At 40.1% G+C, this 23,865-nt stretch carries 30 protein-coding genes and 1 pseudogene; 19 read left to right on the forward strand and 12 right to left on the reverse strand.

The genetic code is table 11. The annotated features are described in order from the left end of the window. The first annotated feature begins 152 nt into the window (after nucleotides 1–152). From A374_RS19150 to A374_RS19165, 4 genes are all read left to right on the forward strand, one after another. A complete protein-coding gene (locus A374_RS19150; RefSeq protein ID WP_007203908.1) occupies nucleotides 153–464 on the forward strand; it encodes a DUF6442 family protein in 312 nt (103 codons plus the stop codon). Nucleotides 465–756: 292 nt separating this feature from the next. Then, the gene (locus tag A374_RS19155) at nucleotides 757–1,518 is read left to right on the forward strand and encodes a hypothetical protein (protein WP_007203909.1); all 762 of its coding nucleotides are present in this window, start codon (nucleotides 757–759) and stop codon (nucleotides 1,516–1,518) included. Continuing rightward, nucleotides 1,518–2,747, forward strand: coding sequence for a glycosyltransferase family 2 protein (locus A374_RS19160; protein WP_007203910.1), 1,230 nt, complete (start codon nucleotides 1,518–1,520; stop codon nucleotides 2,745–2,747). The genes A374_RS19155 and A374_RS19160 overlap by 1 nt, the downstream gene beginning before the upstream one ends. Continuing rightward, the gene (locus A374_RS19165) at nucleotides 2,744–3,733 is read left to right on the forward strand and encodes a hypothetical protein (RefSeq protein ID WP_007203911.1); all 990 of its coding nucleotides are present in this window, start codon (nucleotides 2,744–2,746) and stop codon (nucleotides 3,731–3,733) included. Before A374_RS19160 ends, A374_RS19165 begins: the two co-directional genes overlap by 4 nt. 50 nt (nucleotides 3,734–3,783) lie before the next feature. Here the strand turns inward: A374_RS19165 and A374_RS19170 are convergent, their stop codons facing one another. Beyond that, entirely contained in the window at nucleotides 3,784–4,344 is a 561-nt protein-coding gene (locus A374_RS19170; protein WP_007203912.1) for a beta-class carbonic anhydrase, read from the reverse strand. A gap of 383 nt (nucleotides 4,345–4,727) precedes the next feature. Here A374_RS19170 and A374_RS19175 point away from each other — a divergent pair, with 383 nt between their 5' ends. The 9 genes from A374_RS19175 (at nucleotide 4,728) to A374_RS19210 (ending at nucleotide 9,830) form a co-directional block, all read left to right on the forward strand. Next, nucleotides 4,728–4,973, forward strand: a complete 246-nt coding sequence (locus A374_RS19175) for a hypothetical protein (RefSeq protein WP_007203913.1) — start codon at nucleotides 4,728–4,730, stop codon at nucleotides 4,971–4,973. Between the two features lie 56 nt (nucleotides 4,974–5,029). Continuing rightward, nucleotides 5,030–5,161, forward strand: coding sequence for a hypothetical protein (locus A374_RS21345; protein ID WP_274517071.1), 132 nt, complete (start codon nucleotides 5,030–5,032; stop codon nucleotides 5,159–5,161). Nucleotides 5,162–5,294: 133 nt separating this feature from the next. After that, nucleotides 5,295–5,585: a YwdI family protein gene (locus A374_RS19180; RefSeq protein WP_007203914.1), complete on the forward strand. Its 291-nt coding sequence runs from the start codon at nucleotides 5,295–5,297 to the stop codon at nucleotides 5,583–5,585. 211 nt (nucleotides 5,586–5,796) lie between these two features. Continuing rightward, on the forward strand, nucleotides 5,797–6,576 hold the full coding sequence (locus A374_RS19185; RefSeq protein WP_040340770.1) for a DM13 domain-containing protein: 780 nt from the start codon (nucleotides 5,797–5,799) through the stop codon (nucleotides 6,574–6,576). 81 nt (nucleotides 6,577–6,657) lie between these two features. Continuing rightward, nucleotides 6,658–7,122, forward strand: coding sequence for a DoxX family protein (locus tag A374_RS19190; RefSeq protein WP_007203916.1), 465 nt, complete (start codon nucleotides 6,658–6,660; stop codon nucleotides 7,120–7,122). 6 nt (nucleotides 7,123–7,128) lie between these two features. Beyond that, nucleotides 7,129–7,827, forward strand: a complete 699-nt coding sequence (locus A374_RS19195; RefSeq protein ID WP_007203917.1) for a response regulator transcription factor — start codon at nucleotides 7,129–7,131, stop codon at nucleotides 7,825–7,827. Continuing rightward, nucleotides 7,824–8,858, forward strand: coding sequence for a sensor histidine kinase (locus A374_RS19200; protein WP_007203918.1), 1,035 nt, complete (start codon nucleotides 7,824–7,826; stop codon nucleotides 8,856–8,858). Before A374_RS19195 ends, A374_RS19200 begins: the two co-directional genes overlap by 4 nt. A gap of 227 nt (nucleotides 8,859–9,085) precedes the next feature. After that, on the forward strand, nucleotides 9,086–9,328 hold the full coding sequence (locus A374_RS19205) for a YvrJ family protein (RefSeq protein WP_007203919.1): 243 nt from the start codon (nucleotides 9,086–9,088) through the stop codon (nucleotides 9,326–9,328). A gap of 130 nt (nucleotides 9,329–9,458) precedes the next feature. Further along, nucleotides 9,459–9,830, forward strand: coding sequence for a DUF423 domain-containing protein (locus tag A374_RS19210; protein ID WP_007203920.1), 372 nt, complete (start codon nucleotides 9,459–9,461; stop codon nucleotides 9,828–9,830). Between the two features lie 38 nt (nucleotides 9,831–9,868). Here A374_RS19210 and gerQ read toward each other — a convergent pair whose 3' ends face one another. The 3 genes from gerQ to A374_RS19225 all read right to left on the reverse strand — a co-directional run bounded on the left by gerQ (nucleotide 9,869) and on the right by A374_RS19225 (nucleotide 12,737). Next, nucleotides 9,869–10,414 carry a spore coat protein GerQ gene (gene gerQ, locus A374_RS19215; protein WP_007203921.1) on the reverse strand — a complete coding sequence of 182 codons (546 nt, stop codon included), beginning with the start codon at nucleotides 10,412–10,414 and terminating at the stop codon, nucleotides 9,869–9,871. Between the two features lie 738 nt (nucleotides 10,415–11,152). Then, complete coding sequence (gene hemQ, locus A374_RS19220; protein ID WP_007203922.1) at nucleotides 11,153–11,899, reverse strand: hydrogen peroxide-dependent heme synthase; 747 nt, start codon at nucleotides 11,897–11,899, stop codon at nucleotides 11,153–11,155. 61 nt (nucleotides 11,900–11,960) lie between these two features. Then, nucleotides 11,961–12,737 carry a sporulation protein gene (locus A374_RS19225; protein ID WP_007203923.1) on the reverse strand — a complete coding sequence of 259 codons (777 nt, stop codon included), beginning with the start codon at nucleotides 12,735–12,737 and terminating at the stop codon, nucleotides 11,961–11,963. Between the two features lie 199 nt (nucleotides 12,738–12,936). On the opposite strand from A374_RS19225, the gene pta reads away from it, so the two are divergent. After that, on the forward strand, nucleotides 12,937–13,908 hold the full coding sequence (gene pta, locus A374_RS19230) for a phosphate acetyltransferase (protein WP_007203924.1): 972 nt from the start codon (nucleotides 12,937–12,939) through the stop codon (nucleotides 13,906–13,908). Nucleotides 13,909–13,937: 29 nt separating this feature from the next. Here the strand turns inward: pta and A374_RS19690 are convergent, their stop codons facing one another. Continuing rightward, nucleotides 13,938–14,414 (reverse strand): DUF4937 domain-containing protein, encoded by a 477-nt coding sequence (locus A374_RS19690; RefSeq protein WP_007203925.1) that lies wholly within the window; start codon nucleotides 14,412–14,414, stop codon nucleotides 13,938–13,940. Nucleotides 14,415–14,533: 119 nt separating this feature from the next. On the opposite strand from A374_RS19690, the gene A374_RS19695 reads away from it, so the two are divergent. After that, entirely contained in the window at nucleotides 14,534–15,481 is a 948-nt protein-coding gene (locus A374_RS19695) for a DUF1433 domain-containing protein (RefSeq protein ID WP_007203926.1), read from the forward strand. 283 nt (nucleotides 15,482–15,764) lie between these two features. Here the strand turns inward: A374_RS19695 and A374_RS21215 are convergent. From A374_RS21215 to A374_RS19260, 4 genes and pseudogenes are all read right to left on the reverse strand, one after another. Next, nucleotides 15,765–16,182, reverse strand: a pseudogene (locus A374_RS21215) (MgtC/SapB family protein); the annotation flags it as partial. Between the two features lie 89 nt (nucleotides 16,183–16,271). Beyond that, the gene (gene lipL, locus A374_RS19250; RefSeq protein ID WP_007203928.1) at nucleotides 16,272–17,108 is read right to left on the reverse strand and encodes an octanoyl-[GcvH]:protein N-octanoyltransferase; all 837 of its coding nucleotides are present in this window, start codon (nucleotides 17,106–17,108) and stop codon (nucleotides 16,272–16,274) included. Nucleotide 17,109: 1 nt separating this feature from the next. Continuing rightward, a complete protein-coding gene (locus A374_RS19255) occupies nucleotides 17,110–17,895 on the reverse strand; it encodes a class I SAM-dependent methyltransferase (protein ID WP_007203929.1) in 786 nt (261 codons plus the stop codon). 26 nt (nucleotides 17,896–17,921) lie between these two features. Further along, nucleotides 17,922–18,326, reverse strand: a complete 405-nt coding sequence (locus tag A374_RS19260; RefSeq protein ID WP_007203930.1) for a winged helix-turn-helix transcriptional regulator — start codon at nucleotides 18,324–18,326, stop codon at nucleotides 17,922–17,924. A 118-nt stretch (nucleotides 18,327–18,444) separates the two neighbouring features. Between A374_RS19260 and A374_RS19265 the strand changes: the two genes are divergently transcribed. After that, entirely contained in the window at nucleotides 18,445–19,122 is a 678-nt protein-coding gene (locus tag A374_RS19265) for an NAD(P)H-dependent oxidoreductase (RefSeq protein ID WP_007203931.1), read from the forward strand. Between the two features lie 48 nt (nucleotides 19,123–19,170). On the opposite strand, the gene A374_RS19270 is transcribed toward A374_RS19265, so the two are convergent. Beyond that, a complete protein-coding gene (locus A374_RS19270) occupies nucleotides 19,171–19,635 on the reverse strand; it encodes a hypothetical protein (protein WP_156793287.1) in 465 nt (154 codons plus the stop codon). A gap of 5 nt (nucleotides 19,636–19,640) precedes the next feature. Further along, complete coding sequence (locus A374_RS19275) at nucleotides 19,641–19,832, reverse strand: helix-turn-helix transcriptional regulator (protein WP_007203933.1); 192 nt, start codon at nucleotides 19,830–19,832, stop codon at nucleotides 19,641–19,643. 385 nt (nucleotides 19,833–20,217) lie between these two features. Here A374_RS19275 and A374_RS19280 point away from each other — a divergent pair, with 385 nt between their 5' ends. Both A374_RS19280 and A374_RS19285 read left to right on the forward strand, forming a co-directional pair. Then, on the forward strand, nucleotides 20,218–21,699 hold the full coding sequence (locus A374_RS19280) for an FAD/NAD(P)-binding protein (RefSeq protein ID WP_007203934.1): 1,482 nt from the start codon (nucleotides 20,218–20,220) through the stop codon (nucleotides 21,697–21,699). Nucleotides 21,700–21,720: 21 nt separating this feature from the next. Further along, nucleotides 21,721–22,938, forward strand: a complete 1,218-nt coding sequence (locus A374_RS19285) for a multidrug effflux MFS transporter (RefSeq protein WP_007203935.1) — start codon at nucleotides 21,721–21,723, stop codon at nucleotides 22,936–22,938. Here the strand turns inward: A374_RS19285 and A374_RS19290 are convergent. Then, nucleotides 22,930–23,349, reverse strand: a complete 420-nt coding sequence (locus tag A374_RS19290; protein WP_007203936.1) for a GNAT family N-acetyltransferase — start codon at nucleotides 23,347–23,349, stop codon at nucleotides 22,930–22,932. The genes A374_RS19285 and A374_RS19290 overlap by 9 nt on opposite strands. A gap of 152 nt (nucleotides 23,350–23,501) precedes the next feature. On the opposite strand from A374_RS19290, the gene A374_RS19295 reads away from it, so the two are divergent. Continuing rightward, nucleotides 23,502–23,837 carry a hypothetical protein gene (locus A374_RS19295; RefSeq protein WP_007203937.1) on the forward strand — a complete coding sequence of 112 codons (336 nt, stop codon included), beginning with the start codon at nucleotides 23,502–23,504 and terminating at the stop codon, nucleotides 23,835–23,837. Nucleotides 23,838–23,865 lie beyond the last annotated feature (28 nt).

Below are 23,865 nucleotides of genomic sequence, written 5' to 3' on the forward strand. Positions count from 1 at the left end.
AGCTGTCGGGCGCTTTTTTTAGCAGTAATGAATCGAATTATATAGTAAAAAAGTAACCCGCCTTTACACACTGTCCAAAAGTAGGTGGGTAAGTGAGCGTAAAGGTCAGTATGCTATAATATGTGTCATACATTCCTAAAAAGGGTGATTTTATGAAAAAAGAAGAAATTTTAGAAAAAGGCGACAGTGATAAAAAAGCTGCGGAGACAAAACGGTGGGACGATGAGGCTTTTATATATGGTGCGATAACGATGGTGATCATCGGTGCCTTACTCATTGCTTGGAAAAGCTTTCACGATCAGCCTCATTGGGAATTATCGGGGTTAGTTTGTAGCGGTTTAGCTGCGGGAAGTATTTACAAATATAAAGTAAGTAAGCAAATCAACTATTTAGTGAGCAGTGTACTAACTGTACTTGTGACGTTAGTCTCGTTTTATATTTTTTACAGTACGCAAGGTGTATAACAGCCATTTACCATTACGTAAAGACGCGTATTTCCATCCACAGGCCTTTTGTTGGCGGGCAGTTCACTGAATTTTGTAGTAAAAGTTGGCGATATTGGTGTATTTCCAGTTATATTTAAATATTAAATAACAAAAGTTTAAAAATCCTTTAAATCACGAAATTTCGTTGATTTTAAAGGATTTTTTTACTATGATGAGAAGAAAACATTCCTTAATTTGAAGAAAATGTTATTGTAGAATAATGTATAGTGAAGTAGTATTTATATATAATTCACCTAAAGGGGGCTGTTACATGAAAAAATCACTCACCATTAGCTTGCTATTGTTATTGTTAATGGCAACAACCGCTGCAATTTTTTATACAAAACTGCCTTATTATCAATTCATGTTAGCGATTGCAGGAATCGCAATGTTAGTCATGCCATTGTTTAAAGGAAAGTTTGTATTTTTACTTGCGATGATTGGTATTCTCGGTGTTGGGGCCTTTTTCACCATTGACGCTTTTGTTAATACAGTCAATAATGGCGTCCAAGTATCGTATATGTATTTGCACTTATTAATGACGGCATTTTTCTTGTTATATTGGATGGTTTTAACGTATGTACAAGCTATTAGCTTAGATAATAAAGCACTAAGAGAACGCGTCCAGCGCTTAGAAAAGTATGATCCAGTTGTTAAAGTATTAACGACGCATGAATTTGTTGATCAAGCAAAGATTATCTATAGTGGAACATCGCGTCGTCAGGAAAATTTATGCTTGCTACGACTAAACATTGATTCTAAAAGCGCACGAACGAAGCTAACCATTACTGAAAAGCTTGGCGAAATTGCTTTACAAAGTATTCGTAAAGATTTTGATTTAGTGACGCATACAGATTCTGCGCTCTATCTTTTGTTGCAAAATCCTAAAGAAAACGGTGTTCAAATTGTACAAGAACGCTTTAAGCAAAAAGCGCGCTCCATTTTTAACCATGTTCAGTTTCCATTTTCATTTCAAGAATTACCGATTACGGAAGTAAGTCAAATTGAACAGTCCATTAAGGGGGCACGTTGATGCAAACGTCTTTGCTCGTCATCCTCGTCTTTTTTTGGGTGCTATTGCTCTTTTATTCGCTCGTAACGATTGGTGGCTTATGGCATCGTCTGCGCTTTAAAGGTCATCCACCGCTTAAGCAGTACCCAAGTGTAGCTGTGCTGATTCCAGCGCATAATGAAGGCGTTGTAATGGAAGATACGATGCGAGCAATGGCTCGTCTGCAGTATCCAGGAACGTTAAATATTTATTTGTTAGATGATCAATCATCCGACGATACGGGTGAAATTGTGCAAAGCTTTGCGGAAGTGTTTTCACATATTCACTATATTAAAGTGCCTCCGGGTTCGCCAAAAGGGAAGTCACGCGTTCTAAACTATGGTTTAAGCATTTCAGAATCAGATTATTTTATCGTGTATGATGCCGATAACCAACCAGAAAGTGATGCGTTGTTGCACTTAGTGCATACAGCTGAACAAACACCGAATGCAGCCGGTGCTGTTGGCTATGTAAAAACGCAAAATGTTAGTAAAAACTGGCTAACGCGCATGATTGGCTTAGAATTTCAAGTGTTTCAGCTTTTAATGCAATGTGGACGTTGGGCTATGTTTAAGCTAGGTTCACTAGCAGGAACCAATATGTTATTACGTCGCTCCGTTCTTGAAGAAATGGGTGGCTATGACGTTTATGCACTTGCTGAAGATGCTGAGTTAACCGTTCGTATTACGGCAGCAGGTTATTTATTACCGGTCGTTCCACAAGCAAGAACATGGGAACAAGAGCCAGAAACGTTAAAGATTTTTATTAAGCAACGAACACGTTGGTTAACAGGTAATTTATATTTATTAGAAAAATCACTTCGTGATTTTTCACATTGGAAAGGTAAAACCTTTATATTATCGCTTCAGCATCTCTTAACGTATTTCTTATTTGTTTTTCTTTTGCTGATATCAGATGTGTTTTTTGTAATGGGGATTTTCGGTTATGAATTACCGAGCATTCAAGCACCGCTCTTACTTCTTTGGTTTATGAGCTATGCTGTCTATACGGCACAATTGCTAAGTGCCATCGTCATTGATGGAAATGTAACAGTGAGAAACGTATTCTATGTTTTAATCATGTATTTTACGTATGCACAAATTTTCATTATTCTATTGATTCGCAGCTCTTATTCGTACATTTCCAGTCGCATTCGCAAGAAAACTATTGCTTGGGATAAAACGCAGCGTTTTAAAGGGGAAGCGCAATGAAACGAACCTTCTTCCTGACGATTGGGATTGGTCTGGTTCTTGCCGTCGCCATTTATGGCGTATTTACGCTGTTAAACCAATCTAAGCCTCAACAAGAGGTGCAAGAGCATATTGAGGCAACCTATAGCTCGAAGGATCATTTAATTCATGCTTATCCGAACAAAGCGACTTCTCAATACTTATCTGAAAGTGTTGGGTTGTACATGAACTATTTATTGCAGGTGGATGATCAAGCGCGTTTTGAGGATCAAGTGAAGCTCCTTTCTTCCAAGTTTATCGTTAAGGAAGGAGATCACTTCTACATAAAATGGGCACTTGACCCGAAAACATCAGCCAATGCACTTGTTGATGATACGCGGATTATTGCGGCTTTGAAAAAAGGGGCACAGCAATTTAAGCGTGAGAACTATGAGCAATTGGCCACAAAGCTACAAACTAGTATTGTGGATACACAGAGAAAAGGCGGGTACTATACCGACTATGTGAATTGGTCACAACATGCGGCTGCTTCTCGGATTACGTTAAGCTACTTAACGGATGACTTTTTTCGAATGTTTGCGCATACAACAAACATGGTATCACTTTTGAAAAATGCAGATGGCGAGCCCCCATTTTTCCCTGAGTATTATGATGTAGCGCAGCACCGCTATTATAGAAGCTCAGAAGTTCATATGGTGGATCAGCTTCTCATTGCCATCAATCGTCAACAGCGTGATGTGGCATCACCGGCATTTCAGAAGTGGATTAGTCAGGAGTGGCAAACGAAAAAAAGAATTACCGGGCGCTATACGCGGGCTACAGCGCAACCGGCTGTTTCCTATGAATCGCTTTCTGTGTATGCCTTCTTAAAGGAGTACTTTGAACTCATAGATCAGCCGTCATTAGCGAAAGAAGTAGCACAACATGCGAAAAAATTAGCAAAAGGCTCCTTTCTGAAAGAAGCCCATTTCTTTGATTATATGCTTTTTGAAGAAAAACTAAATTAATATGTAAAACGCGATGTGAAGAAGTTGCCTTCACATCGCGTTTTTTCATATTAATAGCCATTTACTATGCAATCGAGTTTTCCAGTTGCCGGGTCAATCGCAAGACCATGAACAGGCACATGCTTTGGTAAAAGCGGGTGTTGCTTGACCATGTTTACACTATCAACGACCGCATCTTCTACACGATTAAAGCCTTTTAACCAGTTGTTTAAGTCCATTCCAGAATACTTTAATGTATTGAGCGTATCATCAGAAATGTCACCAGTTTCTTTCATCGTTTGGATAAAGGCTTCGGAATCGAGACCAGCCATTCCACAGTCATAGTGACCAATTACACAAACTTCTGTTGCTTTTAAAGCATAAATAGCTACGAGAATGCTACGCATAACACTGCCAAATGGGTGAGAAATAATAGCACCTGCGGTTTTAATAATTTTAACATCACCATTTTTCACGTTCATTGCTTGTGGCAATAGCTCTGTTAACCGTGTATCCATACATGAAATAATAACAAGCTTCTTTTCAGGAAACTTGGTAGTTGTATATTTCTCATATTCTTTGTTTGCAACGAATTGTTCGTTGAATGCGAGAATCTCATCTAATACAGCCATTCGTTTTCATTCCTTTCCTATTTACTTCTTTTATTTTATCGAATTTTTCGCGAGATGCAAAATCATTCTAGAAAAGATTAGACGAAAGGGGCGTTATCTCGCTAAAAAAAGAGAACAGAAAAGAGGTGTATTCCTTAGGATGAGATAAATGGTCACGTATTTTGTAGGATGAGGCAAAGAAATGTAGGAAAAAACATAGAAAGAAAAGCGTATTGTGACAAACATCTCTCTTTGCAGCTCGTATAATCAACGTATGAAAAGCATACAATGATGAGTTGGTAACTAACGATTACGTCAGGAAGGAAGGGGGAAAGTTCGGACAAGCTCATTTTTTGTTTATATAAATGGTCACTAAATCCTATTTTTTAAGGGGGAAGATTTCGATGGCAACAGATCAGTGGGTGCAATTAACGGCAATTGTTATGTTTGTATTACATGCTATGTACCACCGAATGGCGGGACTTTTTATGAGCAAGAAAGAACCGATTGAAGTTGTTCAGAAGAAAGAACGCAATGTGGTAACGTCACTGGTAGAGTATCGGGAGAGAAAGAAGAAGCGTTTTTTTCGGCCGTTCATTACAGGAGGATTCGTTAGAAAGCGTCGATTGAAGTGGCTAGATACGTCTTAACGTCTGTTCTATTCGGAAGGATGACCAACATCATTTTAGGTGAGGGGAGAGGGTGAATGATACTTCTTAGAATGGCTAAGTATTACTTAGTCGTGTTGAAAGAAATGAATGAACCGAAGTCTACCGGTAGATCGAAAAGAGTGATTAAATGGCTTATTCATACTGTATCACGGCCTGGATCACCATGATACGGTGTGTAATAAGAAGAAGTATGTTCGGAAACCGTTGTAGCTTGTGGACGTGTCGACCGTCTATGGGCTTCTTTTTGTGCGTTTTTTTATGATATGATACATAGAAGAACATTTAAAGGAGACTTCAATCATGAGTATTTCTGTTCGTCATATTCTTCAATTAATGGAGAAGCATGTGACTGAGTTAAAGCAGCTTCCTGAAGGGTCGCCGAAAATAAAAGAGCATGCAGCGTCGATTAAAGCACTAACGGATGTTTTGCTGCTGTCAGACAGCGGCAGTGCAGGAGAGATGCAGTTACCGCAAGCTTCTATTTCCGCTCCACCATCCTTTACACAGGCTCCAAAATCGTCCCCTGTTCAAAAACCAGCGGTCCCATATGCAGAGGAAGACGGTAATGGTGATTCTATATTTGATTTTTAACGAAGCAATTATTAAAAGGCTTTCATTCCTGGTACAACAGGGGTGGGAGCCTTTTTTTATGGAGTATGAAGGTTGCTTTTAATATTTCCAGCTTTTTGGTTAAGAGTTATTTAAGAAAAGGTTAAGCCGAGGTTAATGTTAATTTCCCGGGTGATTAGATAAGATAAAGTCACAAGCAAGACAACTTACTTTTAAAAAAACTCATTAGGAGATGATTAGATTGAAAAAAACGATTTTAACATTCACAGGTGCATTAGCACTATCCGCTTTTCTTGCAGGTTGTAGCACAGGTAACAACGATATGAAGAAAGAGTCTTCTGCAGAGAAAACAATGCAAGAAGCAAAAAGTAACGACATGAAAGACATGAAAGACATGAAAGATATGAAAGCAAGTACAGCACTTGTGACAGGCGTTCTTAAAGGTGAAGGCAAAGATAAGTCTGAAGGCGATGTAACGATTAAAGACGGTAAGCTTATGCTAACAAACTTCAAAACAGCAAAAGGTCCAGATCTTCACATCTACCTTACAAAAGGAAATGACGTGAAAAAAGGAAAGCGTCTTGGCGCTATTGACCTTGAAAAGTCTGAACAAACATTTGATCTTCAAGGAGCAGACGTTAGCGAATATGATTCTGTCGTTGTTTACTGTGACAAAGCACACGTTCAATTTGGTGCAGCTGACTTAAAAGCAGACCCTGAAGTAAAAATGGGCAAATTAACAGGTGAAGGCAAAGCGAAATCTGAAGGTGACGTAACGATTAAAGACGGTAAAGTGATGCTTACAAACTTCAAAACAGCAAAAGGCCCAGATCTTCACATTTACCTTACAAAAGGGAAAGATGTGAAAACTGGAAAGCGTCTTGGTGCAATCGATTTGAAAAAATCTGAGCAAACATTTGATTTGAAAGATGCAAACTTAAGTGAATATGACTCTGTGATCGTTTACTGTGACAAAGCACACGTTACATTTGGAGCAGCAGATTTAAAATAGTCGGTACAAAAACCGATAACAATGGAAGGTACCATGCAACCCGAGCTTGTATGGTACCTTTTTAAAAGGAGAGACTAAATCATGAAATGGGTTCATATGGTTTTGGGGTTTGTTTTTAGTATTGCTCGTATCGTATTTGGCTTTATGTGGATTCAATCTGGTTATGAGAAGCTTACAGGTGGTTTTGGCGTAGAATCGTTAATTCCGGTTATTGCACAAAATACCGACTCACCAGAATGGTTTAAAGAATTTTTTGCTAATGTAGTATCCCCTTATTCATCGCTATTTGATATCATAATACCTTGGGGAGAGCTGCTGATTGGTGTAGGCTTACTCATTGGTTTATTCATTACACCAGCACTCGTCATGTCGATTTTTGTGAACGTAAACTACATTTTAGGCGATATGATTTTCACGTATCCTACTCAAATTTTGTTTGCGACCATTCTTTTAGTTGCTTTACCATACACGGCATTGATCAGCACAGGGCGCTTCATATGTAAAAAACGAAAATCAAGCAAGGACATGATGGATGTAAGGACGTGATGAGGAATGTTTTCTGTACTAATTGCAGATGATGAACAACCAATTGTTGATGTGTGTAAGCTTTATTTAGAGCGGGAAGGATGCAAAGTATTTGTTGCTAACAACGGGGCAGATGCGGAGCAAATTGTTCTAACTGAAGCAATTGACTTTATGGTATTAGATATTATGATGCCACAAAAGGATGGCTATCAGCTTGTTGAGTCACTAAATCAACAAGGCTATGATATTCCTTTTCTTTATTTAACAGCATTAAATCAAGAAAAAGATACGTTATACGGGTTAACACTCGGGGCCGATGATTATATGACAAAGCCATTTAGTCCTCGAGAGCTCGTTCTGCGTATTAAAAATATTTTAAAGCGATCGAATACACAAAGCGCTTCTCCGCAAGCGGTTTTGGAAGAAGGTTCTCTGTACTTAAATAATGAGGATCGCATGGCAAAAGTGAACGGTAAATCGCTTGATCTTCGCAATAAAGAATTTGATTTGCTATGGTTTTTAGTGAAAGAGAAGCATCGCGTCATTTCTAAATCGGAGCTGTTAGAAAAAGTATGGGGCTACGATTATTATGAAGATGCAAATACTGTTAATGTTCATATCCATCATTTGCGTGAAAAATTAATGGCTGCTGCGGATGATGAACAAATCGTCATTAAGACCATCTGGGGCTTAGGCTATCAGTTTAAAGGAGATGGGGAAGCATGAAATTAAAACCAGCGATTCTGTTATCATATTTGATTAGTCTCGCTATCGTTTTGCTTACCCTCTTTTTGGCGTATAAGCAAATGTTTCTAAACGAATCTAAATTCTACACCGCGATGGTGATTACGTTGACTTCTAGTGTACTAACACTAGCAATCAACGCCTTTTTTGTATTTCCGCTATCCAATGCCATCTTAAATTTAACCATTCAAAGCCGAGAAATTGCTAGAGGTAACTATCAACAGCCGTTAACGAAAGGTCATACGCGTGAAGTGCAAGAGTTAGCGCAGTCCTTGCAAGATATGGGCCGAGAAATCAAAGGGAAAATTGAAGATTTAAAAGAAGAAGAGCGTCGTCGTGCGGAACTGATTGCTAATTTATCGCATGACATTAAAACACCAATCGCATCCATTCGTTCGTATTCTGAGGCGTTAATAGATGGTGTGGTCACAAAGCCCGAAGACGTGTTGCATTACCTACAAACGATTAATAAACAGTCAGATCGGATTGCCTCTTTTGCAAATGAACTATTAGAGGCTGCTTCCATTGATCAAAACAACATACCGTTTTCTCCAGAAACGATCATGGTCGATCAATTAGTCGTTGATACGTTACAATGTTTTGAAGCACAAATTTCACGAGAAAATCGCTCCGTTTCCGTTCATGTAGATCCTAGTGTTACATCTATTTATACGGACAAAACCTGTATACAGCGCATTCTTTATAATTTAGTCGGCAATGCGCTTAAATTCTCTGAATCGGGAACGTCCCTTTCACTATCAGTAACAAGTGATAAAATGAATACGGTCTTTTCTGTCAAAGATGAAGGGATTGGCATTCCCGAAAATCAACAACCGTTTATTTTCGAACGATTTTATCGTGTGGAAAAATCTCGAAATCAACAATTCGGTGGCTCAGGTTTAGGGTTAGCCATCTCAAAAGAGTTAGCTGAACTTATTTCTGGAACGCTTGAAGTACAATCGAGAGAAGGCGTAGGCAGTACATTTACGTTAAAAATTCCGAACATGTCATAATATGAAGTAGCCGATTAACTCATAAAGTGAGTTGATTGGCTATTTTTTTCGCCTGTTGGGAAATAAGCCTATAGTCATTACTGGTAAATAAGCGAAAGAGCACTAGTTCATTTGTCATATTTTTCAAGAAAGAACAAACGAAAGATAGTAAAAAAGGGAAGGACAGGGTATACTGTTATTACGAACATTTGTTCGTAAATTTTAACAAAAAGTGAGGGAGATGTGTAGTGAACGGTGCTAATGAATGGTTAGGGCTTGTCAATCTCCTTGGAAATGTTGGGTTTCCGGTCATTTTGGCTGGCTATTTAATGCTTCAATTTGAAAAAAGAATTCAAAGCTTAGAAGCCATCATCCGCTCCATGCGCAAGGAGTGGCGAAACACAGAGGCTCTAGAGAAAAAAGTAGCAGAATACAAAGCACGAATCGATGCCTATGAACAAGAAAAGTTAAAAGCATCTGATGTATCATAAGTGGAGCCTAGTCACCTTTCCCTTTTTTAGGAGAGGTGTTTTTTTGATTGTCGTAGACATTTCATAACAGCTCGTTAAACGAACCTTCACTTTCTGTTATGATAAAAGAAAAGAGAAGGAGTGAAGTGACGTGAAGATTTTTTTCATATTAGGCGCATTATTTTGTGCTCTTGCCGTTGCCCTCGGAGCTTTTGGATCACATGGGCTAGAAGGTAAATTATCAGCAAAAATGATTGAAGTTTACAAAACAGGTGTACAGTATCATATGTATCATGCGCTCGGTATTTTAGCCGTTGGATTTCTAGCAATGAAAATAGGAACACCAAGTTCCCTCGTATGGTCAGGCTGGTTAATGGTCATCGGTATTATTTTATTTTCCGGAAGCTTATACATTTTAAGCACAACAGGCATTACAAAGCTCGGCATGATTACCCCACTTGGAGGCGTCGCCTTTATTGTTGGTTGGGTGTTGTTTATTGTGGCGGCTGTAAAGCATATGTAAAGAACAGGGCTCCTTTTTTGTAAAAGGAGCCCTTGCATTTATCTTGGACTATACGTAGTCATTGGTGGACCTTGATAATCAGGAGAGTAGTTAATTTTTTCATCAAACGAAATATAATTCACAAAAACCATGAGCAGAACGTAACGTTTTCCGGTTTGAGGATCGCTTAAAATAATATGATCGCGTCCTGCGGCTTCAATGACACCGCGAAACACTTTTGAATTCCACTTATCACTACCTTCAAATGTTTGATAAATGGTTGCTACTTTTCCTTTGTTCATTCGTAAAATATTTTCAATGTACGATTGCTCAATCGGGAGCTGTCCAGGAACAGCAAGGTCTTGTTGTTGTTGCTGTCCCCCCATCGGCATCATCATTGGTGACATTTGTGGCATTTGCGGCATTTGGCTTGTTTGCCCCATCTGCCCCATTTGAGAAGAAGGCTGCATGCCCATTGATGGCATCATCATTTGACCACCAGATGATGGCATCATAGATTGCTGCCCAGAATTCGCTCGGCTACCGTAATAAGGAGGTCCTCCTCCGGAAGCTTGGCTTGGTGGTGTTGATTGATTTTCTGACATGATTTTAAATCCCCCTTAGCGCCTATAATTAGGTGTTTACTTCGCATTGTGGCCGCCGGCTGCATTCCGAACAGCCCTCCAAATTCTTAAGGCTTACCATCCTGTCTGTAAATGAATGGGTTAGTAGCCCAAAAATCTACAATGCTATCATATGAGCAATGGTGAGGGCTTAGACCAAAAAAGATTGAGTTTTGGAAGGAGCCTAGATGCACCTAGTAGTAAGAAGGGTTATATGGGAGGATTAATCATATAAAAAGGAATGTGGACACAATGCTGCCTCTGTTTTGTGACGCATTCAAGGTCTCTTGCGCGCTTCACTCTTTTCGAGATCTTTGAAGAGTTTTAACGCTATTTTTTCTCATTTTTGAGGACATTTACGAGATTATCTCTTAATTTGCTCTATTTTTCATCCCGTACATACATTGTTGGAGGCGATTTGTCTGGTCTGCGCGCGAATCGAAGACCCCTGCGCGCGAACAGACATGGTCTGCGCGCGAATCGAAAGCTCTTGCGCGCGAACGGACATGGTCTGCGCGCGAACCAAGGTCTCTTGCGCGTGAACGGACATGGTCTGCGCGCGAATCGAAGGCCCCTGCGCGCGAACCGCCGCGCTCTGCACGCCGGCGTGTACTTACTCGAATTTTCGCTTCATTCCAGGGCTACATACATACGCTACACATTAAAAATGACTTTATCACCAAAATTGATGATAAAGTCATTTTTAAAGAGATTGAATCTTTATACGTGAAGGAAGTTTGCTACGTTTTCTTTTGGCAGGAAGTTTCCTACATAGAAAGAACCGAACTCTCCGTAACGTGCACTTACTTCGTCAAAGCGCATTTCATACACGAGTTTCTTAAATTGAACAGCATCGTTTGCGAACAGCGTTACGCCCCATTCCCAATCATCAAAACCAACGGAGCCTGTAATGATTTGTTTGACTTTGCCCGCATAGCTACGGCCAATCATGCCATGGCTGTACATCATTTTCTTGCGCTCTTCCATCGGAAGCATATACCAGTTATCGTTGCCTTCGCGACGCTTGTCCATTGGATAGAAGCAAACATGCTTCCATTGTGGAAGTTCTGGCTTCAAGCGCCCTTGAATCATTGGATCTGTTTCTGGATCCACGTCATTCGATGGATTATAATTGCTTAACTCTACGATGGAAACGTAAGAATAAGCTGGAATTGTAAATTGTGCAAAGGATGTTTTGTTAAAAGCATTTTCAAGTTCATTTACTTCTTCTAACGTAGGACGTAGAAGCATAAGCATGAAGTCGGCTTTTTGCCCGACGATTGAATAGAGGGCATGGCTACCTTCTTTGCGCGCTTGCACACCTTCCGATTTTTCCAAAAATCCTAAAAATTCGTGAATGGCATGTTCGCGTTCTTCACTCGACACAGCCTTCCAAGCTGCCCAGTCCATTTTGCGGAAATCGTGTAGACAATACCATCCTTCAAGCGTTACTGCTGCTTCACTCATGAATCGTCACTCCTTCTAAAATCAATACTATAAATCCTTCTTTACTATATCACATTCCTTGTTAGACGTGCTGCTGAAGGACGTTCGCAATTTTAGTCGCTACTAGGGAAGAATTGTGAAGTTCTTCAGCCGTAAAATGAATAGAAACATAGGTTTCATCAAGGTCAAGTGAATCGGCAATCATTCCGCTGAATCCAAATCCTTTGCGATCAATTTGCAGCATAAGATCAAGTGATTGCCCGTTGTATTGGAAAATGACTTCTAATTCATCAAGACGGTTGAGGTACATTCCGCCCGTTGGAATGTATTCAAATTCTTGTTGAAACGGCAGCGGGTAGCGGCGCGGATGTTTACGTTCCTGACATGTCGCTTTTCGCAAGCTAAATTGAAGCCCTTCAATCGCTTCCATTACATTCTGGATGGGACGGTCGGGATGGATAGCGAGGTAATCTTTATCCTGTGGATCTAGTGCGTTTTTAATAGTTGCGCCCGTTTGTAGCCAAATTTGTGTTTGGCCAATGCTGTAAGGAAGGTTGTAAGGTAAACGAAAGGAAAAGGCAATCTCTTTCGTTTCCTCACTAGCAATCGTATGGCTACCGGCAACTTCGAATTCTGCAAGTACAGCTTTTACATGATGCTTGTGATCATCTACTTCCCGTATGTAGTTACACATGAGAAAAAGCGAGATGCCTTCAATTGGCTGCGCCACTTTTCCTCCATAAATCATCACTTTCCCAGCAATCATTTCTCCTGGCATGTATTGCTCTTTTTCGAGTAAAGTATCCACTTTTGCTGCGCCGATTCCAACACTAGCTAGCATTTTATTTAAAATAGACATAAGAAAGCCTCCTTTTTGTACTACGAGTATGTACGGAAGGGATGTATAAAAAGTTTCATAAAAAGGATAAAATAACCTAATCTATTTTCGGAAAATAACAACTTTTCATCTCAAGCGCTTTCAAAACAGACTATAGGTTTAAAAGGGGGACGAAAAGGAGTACCCTAGTAGGGAATGAGTGTATGAGGAGGATTTTCGCATGAGCGATTTATTTACAGCATTAAAAGACAAGGTTCAAAAAGAACAACCGACGATCGTTTTTCCTGAAGGAACAGACGAGCGCATCTTAGCGGCAGCAGCACGTTTAGCAGCTGAGAAAATTTTAAAGCCAATTCTCATTGGTAATGAAGCAGACGTACAAGCAAAAGCTACCGATGCAGGTGTTACTCTTGGTGAGGTTGAGATTATTGATCCAGCAACGTACAGTGAGTTTGATCAATTGGTTGCTGCATTCGTCGAACGTCGTAAAGGAAAAGCGACAGAAGAGCAAGCAAGAAAAATTCTTCTAGATGGCAACTATTTCGGTACGATGCTTGTGTATACAAACAAAGCACATGGTCTTGTAAGCGGAGCGGCACATTCAACAGCAGATACAGTTCGACCAGCGCTACAAATCATTAAAACGAAACCAGGAATCAAAAAGACGTCAGGTGCGTTTATTATGGTGAAGAACGATGAAAAATACGTATTTGCCGATTGTGCAATTAACATTGCGCCAACGAGCGAAGATTTGGCTGAATCCGCTTTAGTGAGTGCAGAAACAGCGCGCGTTTTTGATATTGATCCGAAAGTGGCGCTATTAAGTTTCTCTACAAAAGGTTCTGCTTCCTCAGAGGAAACAGAAAAAGTTGTCAAAGCAACAGAGCTGTTAGCAGATATGAATCCTGACTTCCCATTTGATGGTGAATTGCAATTCGATGCTGCTTTCGTTTCGTCTGTAGCTCAAAAGAAAGCGCCAGAATCACCGTTAAAAGGTGAAGCCAACGTATTTATCTTCCCTGGTCTTGAAACAGGTAACATTGGCTACAAAATGGTTCAACGTCTTGGTGGCTATGAAGCAATCGGACCGATTCTTCAAGGATTGAACATGCCAGTGAATGACCTATCTCGCGGCTGTAATGAAGAAGATGTGTACAAGCTTGCGCTAATCACAGCGATGCAAGCTCTATAATAGAAAAGAAAAAGCACAGCGTGAGCATTTCACACTGTGCTTTCTTTTTTGTAAACTTGCCAGGCTTCTTCAAGCGTAATGGTGCCGTGGGCGTGTTGATCAAATGATAGCGTAAGCGCGCGGTCTGTTTCTTTAAGCGGCTGTAATCGGATGTTGTCTGCTGTTGCAGCAATTCCTTCCTGTTCATGCAAAAAAGTCGCACGTAATATGTGATGAAGGTTCAAGGAGCTACACTCATATAAAGTAACGTTGATCTTAGTAAACGTTTGTACTTGCTTAGCATTTGCAAAAATCTCATCATGAACGTGCTTCATAAAATCGTTATAATAATCAGCACTTTCCCAGAACGCATAAATAACAGCGCTTAAGGGATCTTCTTCATACCAACCCCCTGTTTGCCCGCAAAACCCATCCACCTTACTTAAAATGTGCCATTGTTTTTGTGCTTCGAAAAAAACGTGTTTTTGAGCATGCGTAACCGTGCATTGTATCCGTTTTATGAGCATGATAAAAGCATCCTCCTGTCCTATAATAAGGTAGTATTTAACTATTTATAATTTTACCATTTTTATGATATATTTCGTTTAAATGTAAAGTGAAGGATAATATTTAAAGGGAGTATGAAATGAAAAAAAGGTTAATTTTATCAGCATTCGCTTTTTTTCTTGTTATTGGTGTCATCGCTTACGTTGCTCATTATTATGAAGAGAAAACTTTTTTTGAAAAACAGGAACAACGTGTTGCAAAATATATTCATCATAATTTGAAAAATGTTAAATCCATTACATTTACGGATCGAAGCAACAATCCATTCGTTGGTCCTCGGATTAGTGGCTACATTAATAATAATAAAACCCTTACCTTTGATGTGTCTGTTTTTGGAGAAGACTTTGGGGACCATTTGTTTTATGGGGGAGAATTAGAGACGTATATCAAGCTTCGTTCTAAATCTATAACCGAAATTGAAAAAGAAGAAATGCAAAAGGGCTATAAAGAAAAACAAGAGCACTATTTTACGGAGCAAAAAAAACGCATACGAAAGTATATTGAAGGCAATTTTAAAGGTATTACTGCTGTTACTTTTAGAGAATATGGTACGACTGACCATCATACTGCTTATGTGAATGGTTATTTTAATCATAAAAAAGAAAATGTTTTTAGAGTCCTTTTAAATGACGATGAAATGTTTGAATCACAATTGGAAACGGATCATCCAAAGATTGAGGAAATGCGAAATAAACACGATAAAACTATTTCAGAAATCGAAAAAGAACAAAGACAAAAAGGTCATAAAGAAGAGGAAGAACGTTATTTTGCCCAACAAATGAAGCGCGTTCAGAAGTATGTACGTTACAATACGAAAGGCTTTCAATCGGTCACATATACACGCTACGGTAGAGATGCTAAAGGCCATCCTTACATAAATGGCTATTTGAACTACGATGATGGTTTAGGGTTTAAAGTCCGTTTCAGCAAAGGCAATTTTGAAAATCAATTAAAGACGGATACACTAGCTGCAGAAGAGCTTTTTAAGCTTGATTTGAAAAGTGTCTCTGACATTGAAAAACATTAATCATAAAAAACGCGGACCAACCATCGTCCGCGTTTTTTCTATAGGATGCGAAGAGATACCGTTTCTTCGAGCTCGTTAAGTGCTGTGAGTAAGGTTAGTTCATCGCGTCGTTTTTTTAGGCGTCCTGTAATCACATAGGAATAGAGTATACTGTCTTGTTCTTCATGTTTGGAGTAGGAATAGCCTACAATGTCTACATCAAAATCTTTGAGAAGAGACATAACGTTGTTTAAGGTCGCTTTTGAGAGTGTTTCAATTTCTAGTGTGATCACTTTAGAAAAGTCGTTTTTAAAGATACGGCTTAGTATTTCTAAGCCAATTAACACAAGAATTGCAGCGCAAATACCAACCCAATATAAACCGGCACCAATGGTAAGTCCAATGCCGGAAGTGGCCCACATGCCAGCAGCGGTCGTTAAGCCTCGAACAGATTGACGCTGAATAATAATCATTCCTGCCCCTAAAAAACCAATACCGCTCACCACTTGAGCAGCGATTCGGCTAGGATCGAGTGCAACATCCTGATCGCCAAGCATATCGCTAAAGCCATATTTAGATACAATCATCATAAGTGCACTGCCAGCTGCTACTAAAAAGTGTGTGCGCAAGCCTGCTTCTTTTGAGCGAAATTCACGTTCAAAACCAATAATTGCGCCTAAAAGACCCGCTAGCGCCAGGCGTATAATATAATCTGTTAGCACCGTTCATCCCTCATTTCTCTCTATTCAATACCCCGCTCTCTTTGAATATATGTAAAAAATAGGGATGAATATACGAACGATCATATAGATTACACGCGCTCCAACGCTTTCTCGTTACGTTCCCACACGCGTTGATAATTGTAATCGAACAGTTGAATTTCTTGAACAGACAGTGGCGCTGAGATGAGCTGTTCGCTGTGCGCTTTAGCGGTTAGTAAAAGGCGATTCATTAAATCTTGAACGGTAATAGGTTGCTGCGCTAATTCGCTTAGCGAGGCCATGACGTGTGGCTGGATGTCAGGATAGTGAAATTTCGTTTGTTCACCTTGCAACCCTTCACGGTAAAATTCTTGAATGGCTGTTGCGCGTTGCGAGCCGCTACCACTTACGCATAAATAAATTTGCACAGCGGCGCCATTTCGGATGCGACGCTGTGAAATGCCAGCAAATTTCTGATCATTAACGCTTAAATCATAGCTACCTGGACAGTAGGAATGGGTAATTTCCTTTGCTTCAAACGATAAATTGTACGGCGCAAGCATATGGGAAATAAGCTCAACCATCGTATCATAGCCTTTATCAATTTGGATGGAGAAGTCTTTTTCCGGCAAAATAATGGAAAGGTTTAAGACGTGTTCATCAAGAACGACCGCTAAGCCTCCCGAATTTCGTACGATGACGCGATAGCCTTTTTCTTGTAAGGAACGAACCCCTCGGTCCAGGTGAGGCAGCCGCGTATCTTGAATGCCAAGAACGACCGTATTATGATGCACCCACGAGCGCATCGTAGGTGGTGAGTCGCCACTGCCGATGGTCGTGCACAGAGCATCGTCCATGCCGAATGATTGCAGCGCATCAAAATTTGGTCCTAAGCTCGATTGATCAATAATTCGCCATTTTGGTTGATACAAAAGCGAAGTAGTCATGTTACAAACACTCCGCTTCAATAATAAATGTTTTTGGAATGCCATGGTCGAAGTCACCGGCATGTCCTTCTTCTTGTAAGTTTGTAATGAGAAGACGTGCTTGTCCGATCGCAGTTACAATTTCTCCGAGCGTCCATTTGCGGATTTGTACTTCATACGGTTTGCGTTCTTGTGCGGTTGCGTATTGAAGTTCTGGCAAAAATTTCGCATAGGAAATGTCTGTCGTTTCTAATGCTTCACTAAAATAGTTACCTGCCACTTTATGCTTACGAGATGCTTGGTTTTTTCCTTGTGAGGAAATAAGCTTTGTTGAAATCGGGTGAAAGTCTTGTAAAATTAAGCGTCCGCCGGGCTTTAAGAGCTGGCGAATCGTTGCGAAAAACGGTGCTAAATCGGTAAAGTAATGAAGAATACCGTTTTCGGTAAGGACGAGATCGTAATCTCCAGTTAGCTCTTCTGTTGGTAGGTGTAGTACGTCACTACAAACGTAACGAATGGAAGTACCAGCCGCTTGCGCTAGCTCTTCGGCATAGCGTTTATTCGGTTCTGATAAATCTATAACCGTCACATCCGCACCGAGCAGCGATAGCGCGACAGCTTTACTGCCATGTGAACCTAATACATTCACAATTTTTTTTCCTGACACGTCTCCCATATACTCATACAGAGGAGAGAGACGTTTTGTAGGATCTTTTTTTATTTTTTCGGCTGCCTGTTGGGGCGTTCCGAATCGATATGTCCATGCTTCATATGATTTTTCATTCCAGGCTTGTTTGTTTTGCTCCACAAAAATGTCCTCCTGCATACGTTCATTCATTTAGTAGTATACCGCAATTGTGGTGTTTCGGTTGCTTCTGTTTCGGCTTTTTCACGTGCGGATAGAATATCGTCTAAGTGTTCATTTCCCCACTTCATCATTAGTTCAATTACGGGTACGATACTCTCGCCAAAGTCTGATAAAGAATATTCTACTTTCGGTGGTACTTGTTTATAAATTTCCCGGTGAATAATGCCATCGCGTTCGAGTTCCCGCAGCTGTAACGTAAGCATCCGTTGCGTTACTCCAGGAATGAGTTTTCGTAACTCATTAAAGCGTTTTTTGCCGCTCATCAAATGATACAAAATAACACTTTTCCATTTGCCTCCGATGATATCAATCGTTGCTTCTACGGCACAATGATAACCGTTATGCAGTAGTTGATCACGAGATACTTCCATGAGCTCTCCCTCCCATAGTATAAAAATTGATACTATCATACAAAAATGTGCGTACTTTTATTTAGTAAGTATAGTGGGTATTATACTATATGTGAATCATTTTTGAGGAGGAAATAACATGCAATCAAAAGAACAAACAAAACAAGCAGTATTAGATGCTTTTCAAAATAGACATGCGACAAAAGCATTCGACCCAACGAAAAAGATTTCAGCAGAGGATTTTGATTTTATCCTAGAAACAGCGCGCCTATCACCAAGTTCATTCGGCTTTGAGCCATGGCGTTTCGTAGTTATTCAAAACGAAGAGCTTCGTGAAAAAATGAAAGCTTCTTCATGGGGAGCAACAGGACAACTCCCAACAGCAAGCCATTTTGTTGTTATTCTTGCCCGTAAGGCAGAAGATATGGTGTATTCTTCTCCTTACATTAAGCACATGATGGAAGATGTAAAGCATATGCCGCCAGAAGCAATCGAGCGTCTAAGTTCGTTTTATGAAACGTTCCAAAAATCAGACTTTAACTTATTAGGCAACGATCGTGCCATGTTTGATTGGGCTACGAAACAAACGTACATTGCGCTAGGAAACATGATGACATCTGCTGCGATGATTGGTATTGATTCTTGCCCGATTGAAGGCTTTGATCAAGAAAAAATTCATGACATTTTAGAAGAGGCGGGCGCGCTAGAAGGTGGACACTTCGGTGTTGCCGTCATGGCCGCATTCGGTTACCGTGCTGAAGAGCCACATCGCGGAAAAGTTCGCCAAGCAAAAGAAGACATTGTGAAGTGGATGTAATGAGAAAAAACCTAAGTGACCCTTGTGGTCGTTTAGGTTTTTTGCTTTTTATAGCGATTTGTTCTTTCGATAGGATATAACTAACGAAACATAATTCATGGCATATAAGAGAAAACCAGCTAGTAGCGGTACGCTGCACAGCTGAATAACATCAAAAGCAACTTTTGGCACCCCTGTAACTATCACCATTAGTATTCCGAAAATAATGGAAAACGTAATGGCTTTGAACAAAAGGTGCTTGCGCTCATTCTTGAATTCGGTCCTCGTAAAAACATTTGCAAATTCAATGCCTGAAAGGATGTACCGCACGATGACATAAAGTATAGAAATGGCGAGTAGCGTGATCATTAAAGCGATTGTTGGTACGAATTCACCTATAGAATACAGACGATCCAACAGTAAAAAAAGGAAACACAAAATCCCGTTTAAAAGTGCGGATTCAGCTAAAAACTCTGTTATTTTTTTTGCTTTATATTCATCATCGGATAATAAAAAATAAAGTATTGCTTTCAAGGCCATCATTCCTCCCAAAAAAGTTCATCTAGTGTTTTACCTAACGCTTTTGCAATTGCTATACAGATTTTCAAACTCGGATTAAACTCCCCTTTTTCGATTAACCCAACTGTTTGCCTCGTCACGTTGATTTTCCTTGCTAATTCTTCTTGTGTCATCATGTTCGATTGTCGTGCTAGTTTAATTTTATTGTTCATGAGCGATTCTCCATTGTCTGTTCCTATTACATTAATTGTAATCTATTAGAGTTGATATGTACATTATATATTGCAAATTGCAACTTTACATAAAAAACATAATCATTCTTTAGACTCAATTTATTTCCTTGAGGAAACATTTTTATAATAGGGAAATAACGAGGAAATGATGGACAGGGACAAAGCACTTATGTAAGGAGCACAAGGCATTTCTCTCGGAAATACAAAAGATCTGGAACTGAACATAGGTCTCAAGACGTTTGTAAAGTTGTCTTTATAAAAGCATACGGTCGCTCTACTCTGTGCCGAAAGACTCTATGGTAGAAGGCAAAAACCTCGTATAGTAAATTTTGGTTGAAACTAGGAGGTTTAAGGAGGAAGTTGGATGAAGAAAATTGCCATCATTGGTGCAGGTGTATCTGGTCTTTGTTCCTTTTATAATCTTGTTACGAAATGGCCTTCTCTTGAAGAGGGATTGAGTATTACGCTTTATGATCAACGACCGTTAATTGGTCCGGGAATTCCCTATCAACATGATAGTGATGTTCTATTGTTAAATCGTGCCTCGAAGCAAATGTCGATTGTGCATGATCATCCGCGTCATTTCTTAGATTGGTATGAATCAAAAAGCGAGTATAAGGTGGCAGATTCAGAGTTTTTACCACGTAAGATTTTTGGTCACTATTTGAAAGCATGTTTTGAGCAGACGGTCGAAGCGGCGAAGGAAAAGCAGATGCTCGTAGAAGTGAAATTTGAAGAAGTGACCAACATGGTTGTAATGGAAAACAAACGAGTAACGCTTGAGAGTGCTTCTGGTCTCTATGAATATGATTATATTCTTCTGTGCATCGGTCATACGGAGCTTGGGGACCCTTACCAGCTGCAAGGTGAAGCCCACTATATTCATAACCCATATCCGCTTGCAAAGCATGTACAGGACGTACAAAAGGATGCAGCGGTTGCTATAATCGGCACAAGCTTAACGGCAGTAGATGCTGCGCTCGTACTGAAGCAACACGGCCATCGTGGCACCATTTATATGCTTTCGCGCTCCGGTATGCTTCCAGACGTTCGTGGTGAAATTGTACCGTATCAACTAAAATACGTAACGGAAGACTATCTAGCTGCTGTAATAAAAAAGAACGGTGGTTGGATTACCTTCCATGAAATCATCGAGGCCCTGCATAATGAATGCTTAAGTGAGGGACTTCATTTAAAAGAAATCGTAAAAAAACGTGAACAACTCTCCAACATGGAACGATTGCAACGAGAAATGAATCATTTGGAAAAGGTGGGAATATGGCAATCCATTTTATTAGCAACCAATGAAGTGATTGAAAGCTACTGGCGTTATTTGAAGCCAGCAGACAAGACATTGTATTTAAAAAAATATGAGCGTTTCTTTATGAGTAAACGAAATCCGATGCCTGTTCAAAATGCGCAAAAAATTGTTGCGATGCTGCAGGAAGATACTCTTAGAATCTTAAAACATATTGAGAAGTTGGTGAGTGTCAATGAAAAGTTTGTTGCCACTTTTCGCTCAGGGGAACAGGTTGCGTTTGATTGGGTGATTAACGCTACAGGTTTTGCAAAAGATGTAGCTCGTGCATCGAAAGGAACCTTGCTACAACAGTTACTTGCTTCTGGCATTGTTGAAAGAAATCAATATGGCGGCATTAACATTGATTTTGCAAATGGCAGTGTTGTGTCCAAAGCGGGGTCTGTTCTTCATAATGTGAAAGCGCTCGGTCAAATTACATGTGGTACGTATTATTTTACAAGTTCGGTTGAAATGGTTGCCAAACATGCAACACAAGTCATTGATGACATCGTACAACAAATGAAAAATAAATCATTCGTCATTTAATAGAAGGAGCCTTCGAGGAACATGACAAAATCAACGCATGCTTTTCTACAATTGCTCACACTGATCGCTCTTGTATGTATTCCTCAATTATCAATAAGCTTATATTTACCGGCACTGCCAAGCATGGCAACCTATTTTCACGCTTCAAGTAGTGACATGCAGCTCACACTAAGCATTTATATGATTGGTTATGCTGCATCAGCGTTAATTTGTGGTGTTTTCAGTGATCAGTTTGGTAAGAAAAAAGTAGTCATTGCTGGCTTGCTGCTGTATGCCGTCGGATCTCTTACCTGTTTACTCACAAGTACTGTGTATGTGCTGATTGTGGGGCGCTTTTTACAAGCTCTTGGAGGAGGCTGTGGCACGGTTATTGCCCGGGTGATTGCTAAGGATGCGTTTCAAGAGAAAAAACAGCTAGCGGTGCTTACGTATTTATCGACAGCGATCGCTGTTACACCGGCAATCGCACCAACGATTGGGAGTTTATTGCAGTCGCAGTGGGGCTTTAAAGCGTGTTTTTTATTTTTAGTGAGCCTAACGATTCCTGTGCTCTTATTAGCTCTGTTCGTCTTGCCACGGGAAGAGAGAGCCGAACAGTCACTGTCTGCTCGCTCTCTCGTTAAAAGTTATCGGTACTTGCTTACTCAAAAAGTTTTCTTGGCGTATAGTGTGACCATTGGACTTGCTTGGTGTGCCTATTATACGTTTATTCAAACGTCATCATTTGTGCTGCAAGATCTGTTGCACGTGGGGCCGACTGCTTATAGTTTACTGTATGCACTCGTAATCTTCGGCTATATAATTGGTACAACTTATACGCGAAAAAAAGGATTGTATGTAGGTCTTGATGCAGTCATTATGAAGCAAAGTGTCGTCGCATTATGTGCCTCTTTACTTATGCTTGTACTCACGCTTGTTTTTCCGCAAAGTCCCTTTGTAATTATTGGTGGAATGATGGTTGTCATGATCGGTATTGGGGGCATTTTCCCTGCTTGTCAGTCGGCTGTCATGGAACCTTTTCGTGAACAAGTTGGCGTTGCATCTGGTTTGTTTTTCTTTATACAAATGATGTTCGGTTCTGTATGTGGATTGCTTCTAGGAAGCTTTCAATTGCATTCATCGCTTGGAATGGTAGGCATGATTGCCAGCTGCTGTGTGCTGTTAGTGATTGGTTTTTATTTCATGATTAGTAAAGAAAACAAAGCGTCGAACAGGCAACATTCCTCATTTTTACACTAAATATTCAAAGGCAAGAGCCGGGTTGCTGTAACGAGCCATCCCGGTTTTTGTTTTCTTAAAACCAAGCTTTTCATAAAAGGCTTCATTACCTGTTGTTGCAAGTAAATGAATGCAAGAAATGTGCGTTAAGCGCTCTAAAAGATCATGCACTAGCAAGCGCGCAACTCCTTGGCGCTGATAAGATGGATGAACAATGACATCATAAAGTGCCGCATTAAACACGCCGTCAGTTAAACAACGAATGCAGCCAACGAGTGTGTCCTCTACAGTAGCAAAAGCATACAAATCACTCGCTGCGTATAGTTGAGCAATGATGTCTTCTGTATGGCGAGTCCAGCCAACGCTCTCATATAGAGCAAGAAGTTGTGATTGTCGTTTTGGAGTAAGTTGTCGATGAATGATGATGGTCATGAAATGCCTCCTTGTTCCATATTTTGTATGATTTTAGCGAGAGAGAGGTTAAAAGTCAAGGCTAAGTGCATCATCATATTTGTAGGAAAGTATCGAACGCCCTAAGCATACATTAAATCAGGTACGAGTCAGCTTAGAGGGGGACATCGGTCATGAAAAGAAAGGTTTCTTCCGTTCTAAAGTGGATAACAGGTGGGTTAGAACTGGTATTAGGTATACCTTATATTGGTGGAATCATTGTTGTATCACTCTTTTGGACACCATTAGTGGTAATGCTCATCTTACATCTCCTCACGCTTCTATTTTCTGATTTAGAAAAAACAAATAAACATGCGAGCATTGTTGGGATCATTTCTTCTTGTATTGGCTGGATTCCCTTCGTGGGTATGATGATGCATCTGATTACAGCCAATCTTCTTTTTGTTGATGCTGCGCAAGAAAAGAAAACACAGTCTATTCGGCAACAAGATCGATATGAAATGTGGTAGCCTACGCTGCCCTTTTTTTATGTGCGTG

Origin of the sequence: Fictibacillus macauensis ZFHKF-1, from assembly GCF_000269865.1 — a bacterium.
Lineage (GTDB): Bacteria > Bacillota > Bacilli > Bacillales > Fictibacillaceae > Fictibacillus_C > Fictibacillus_C macauensis.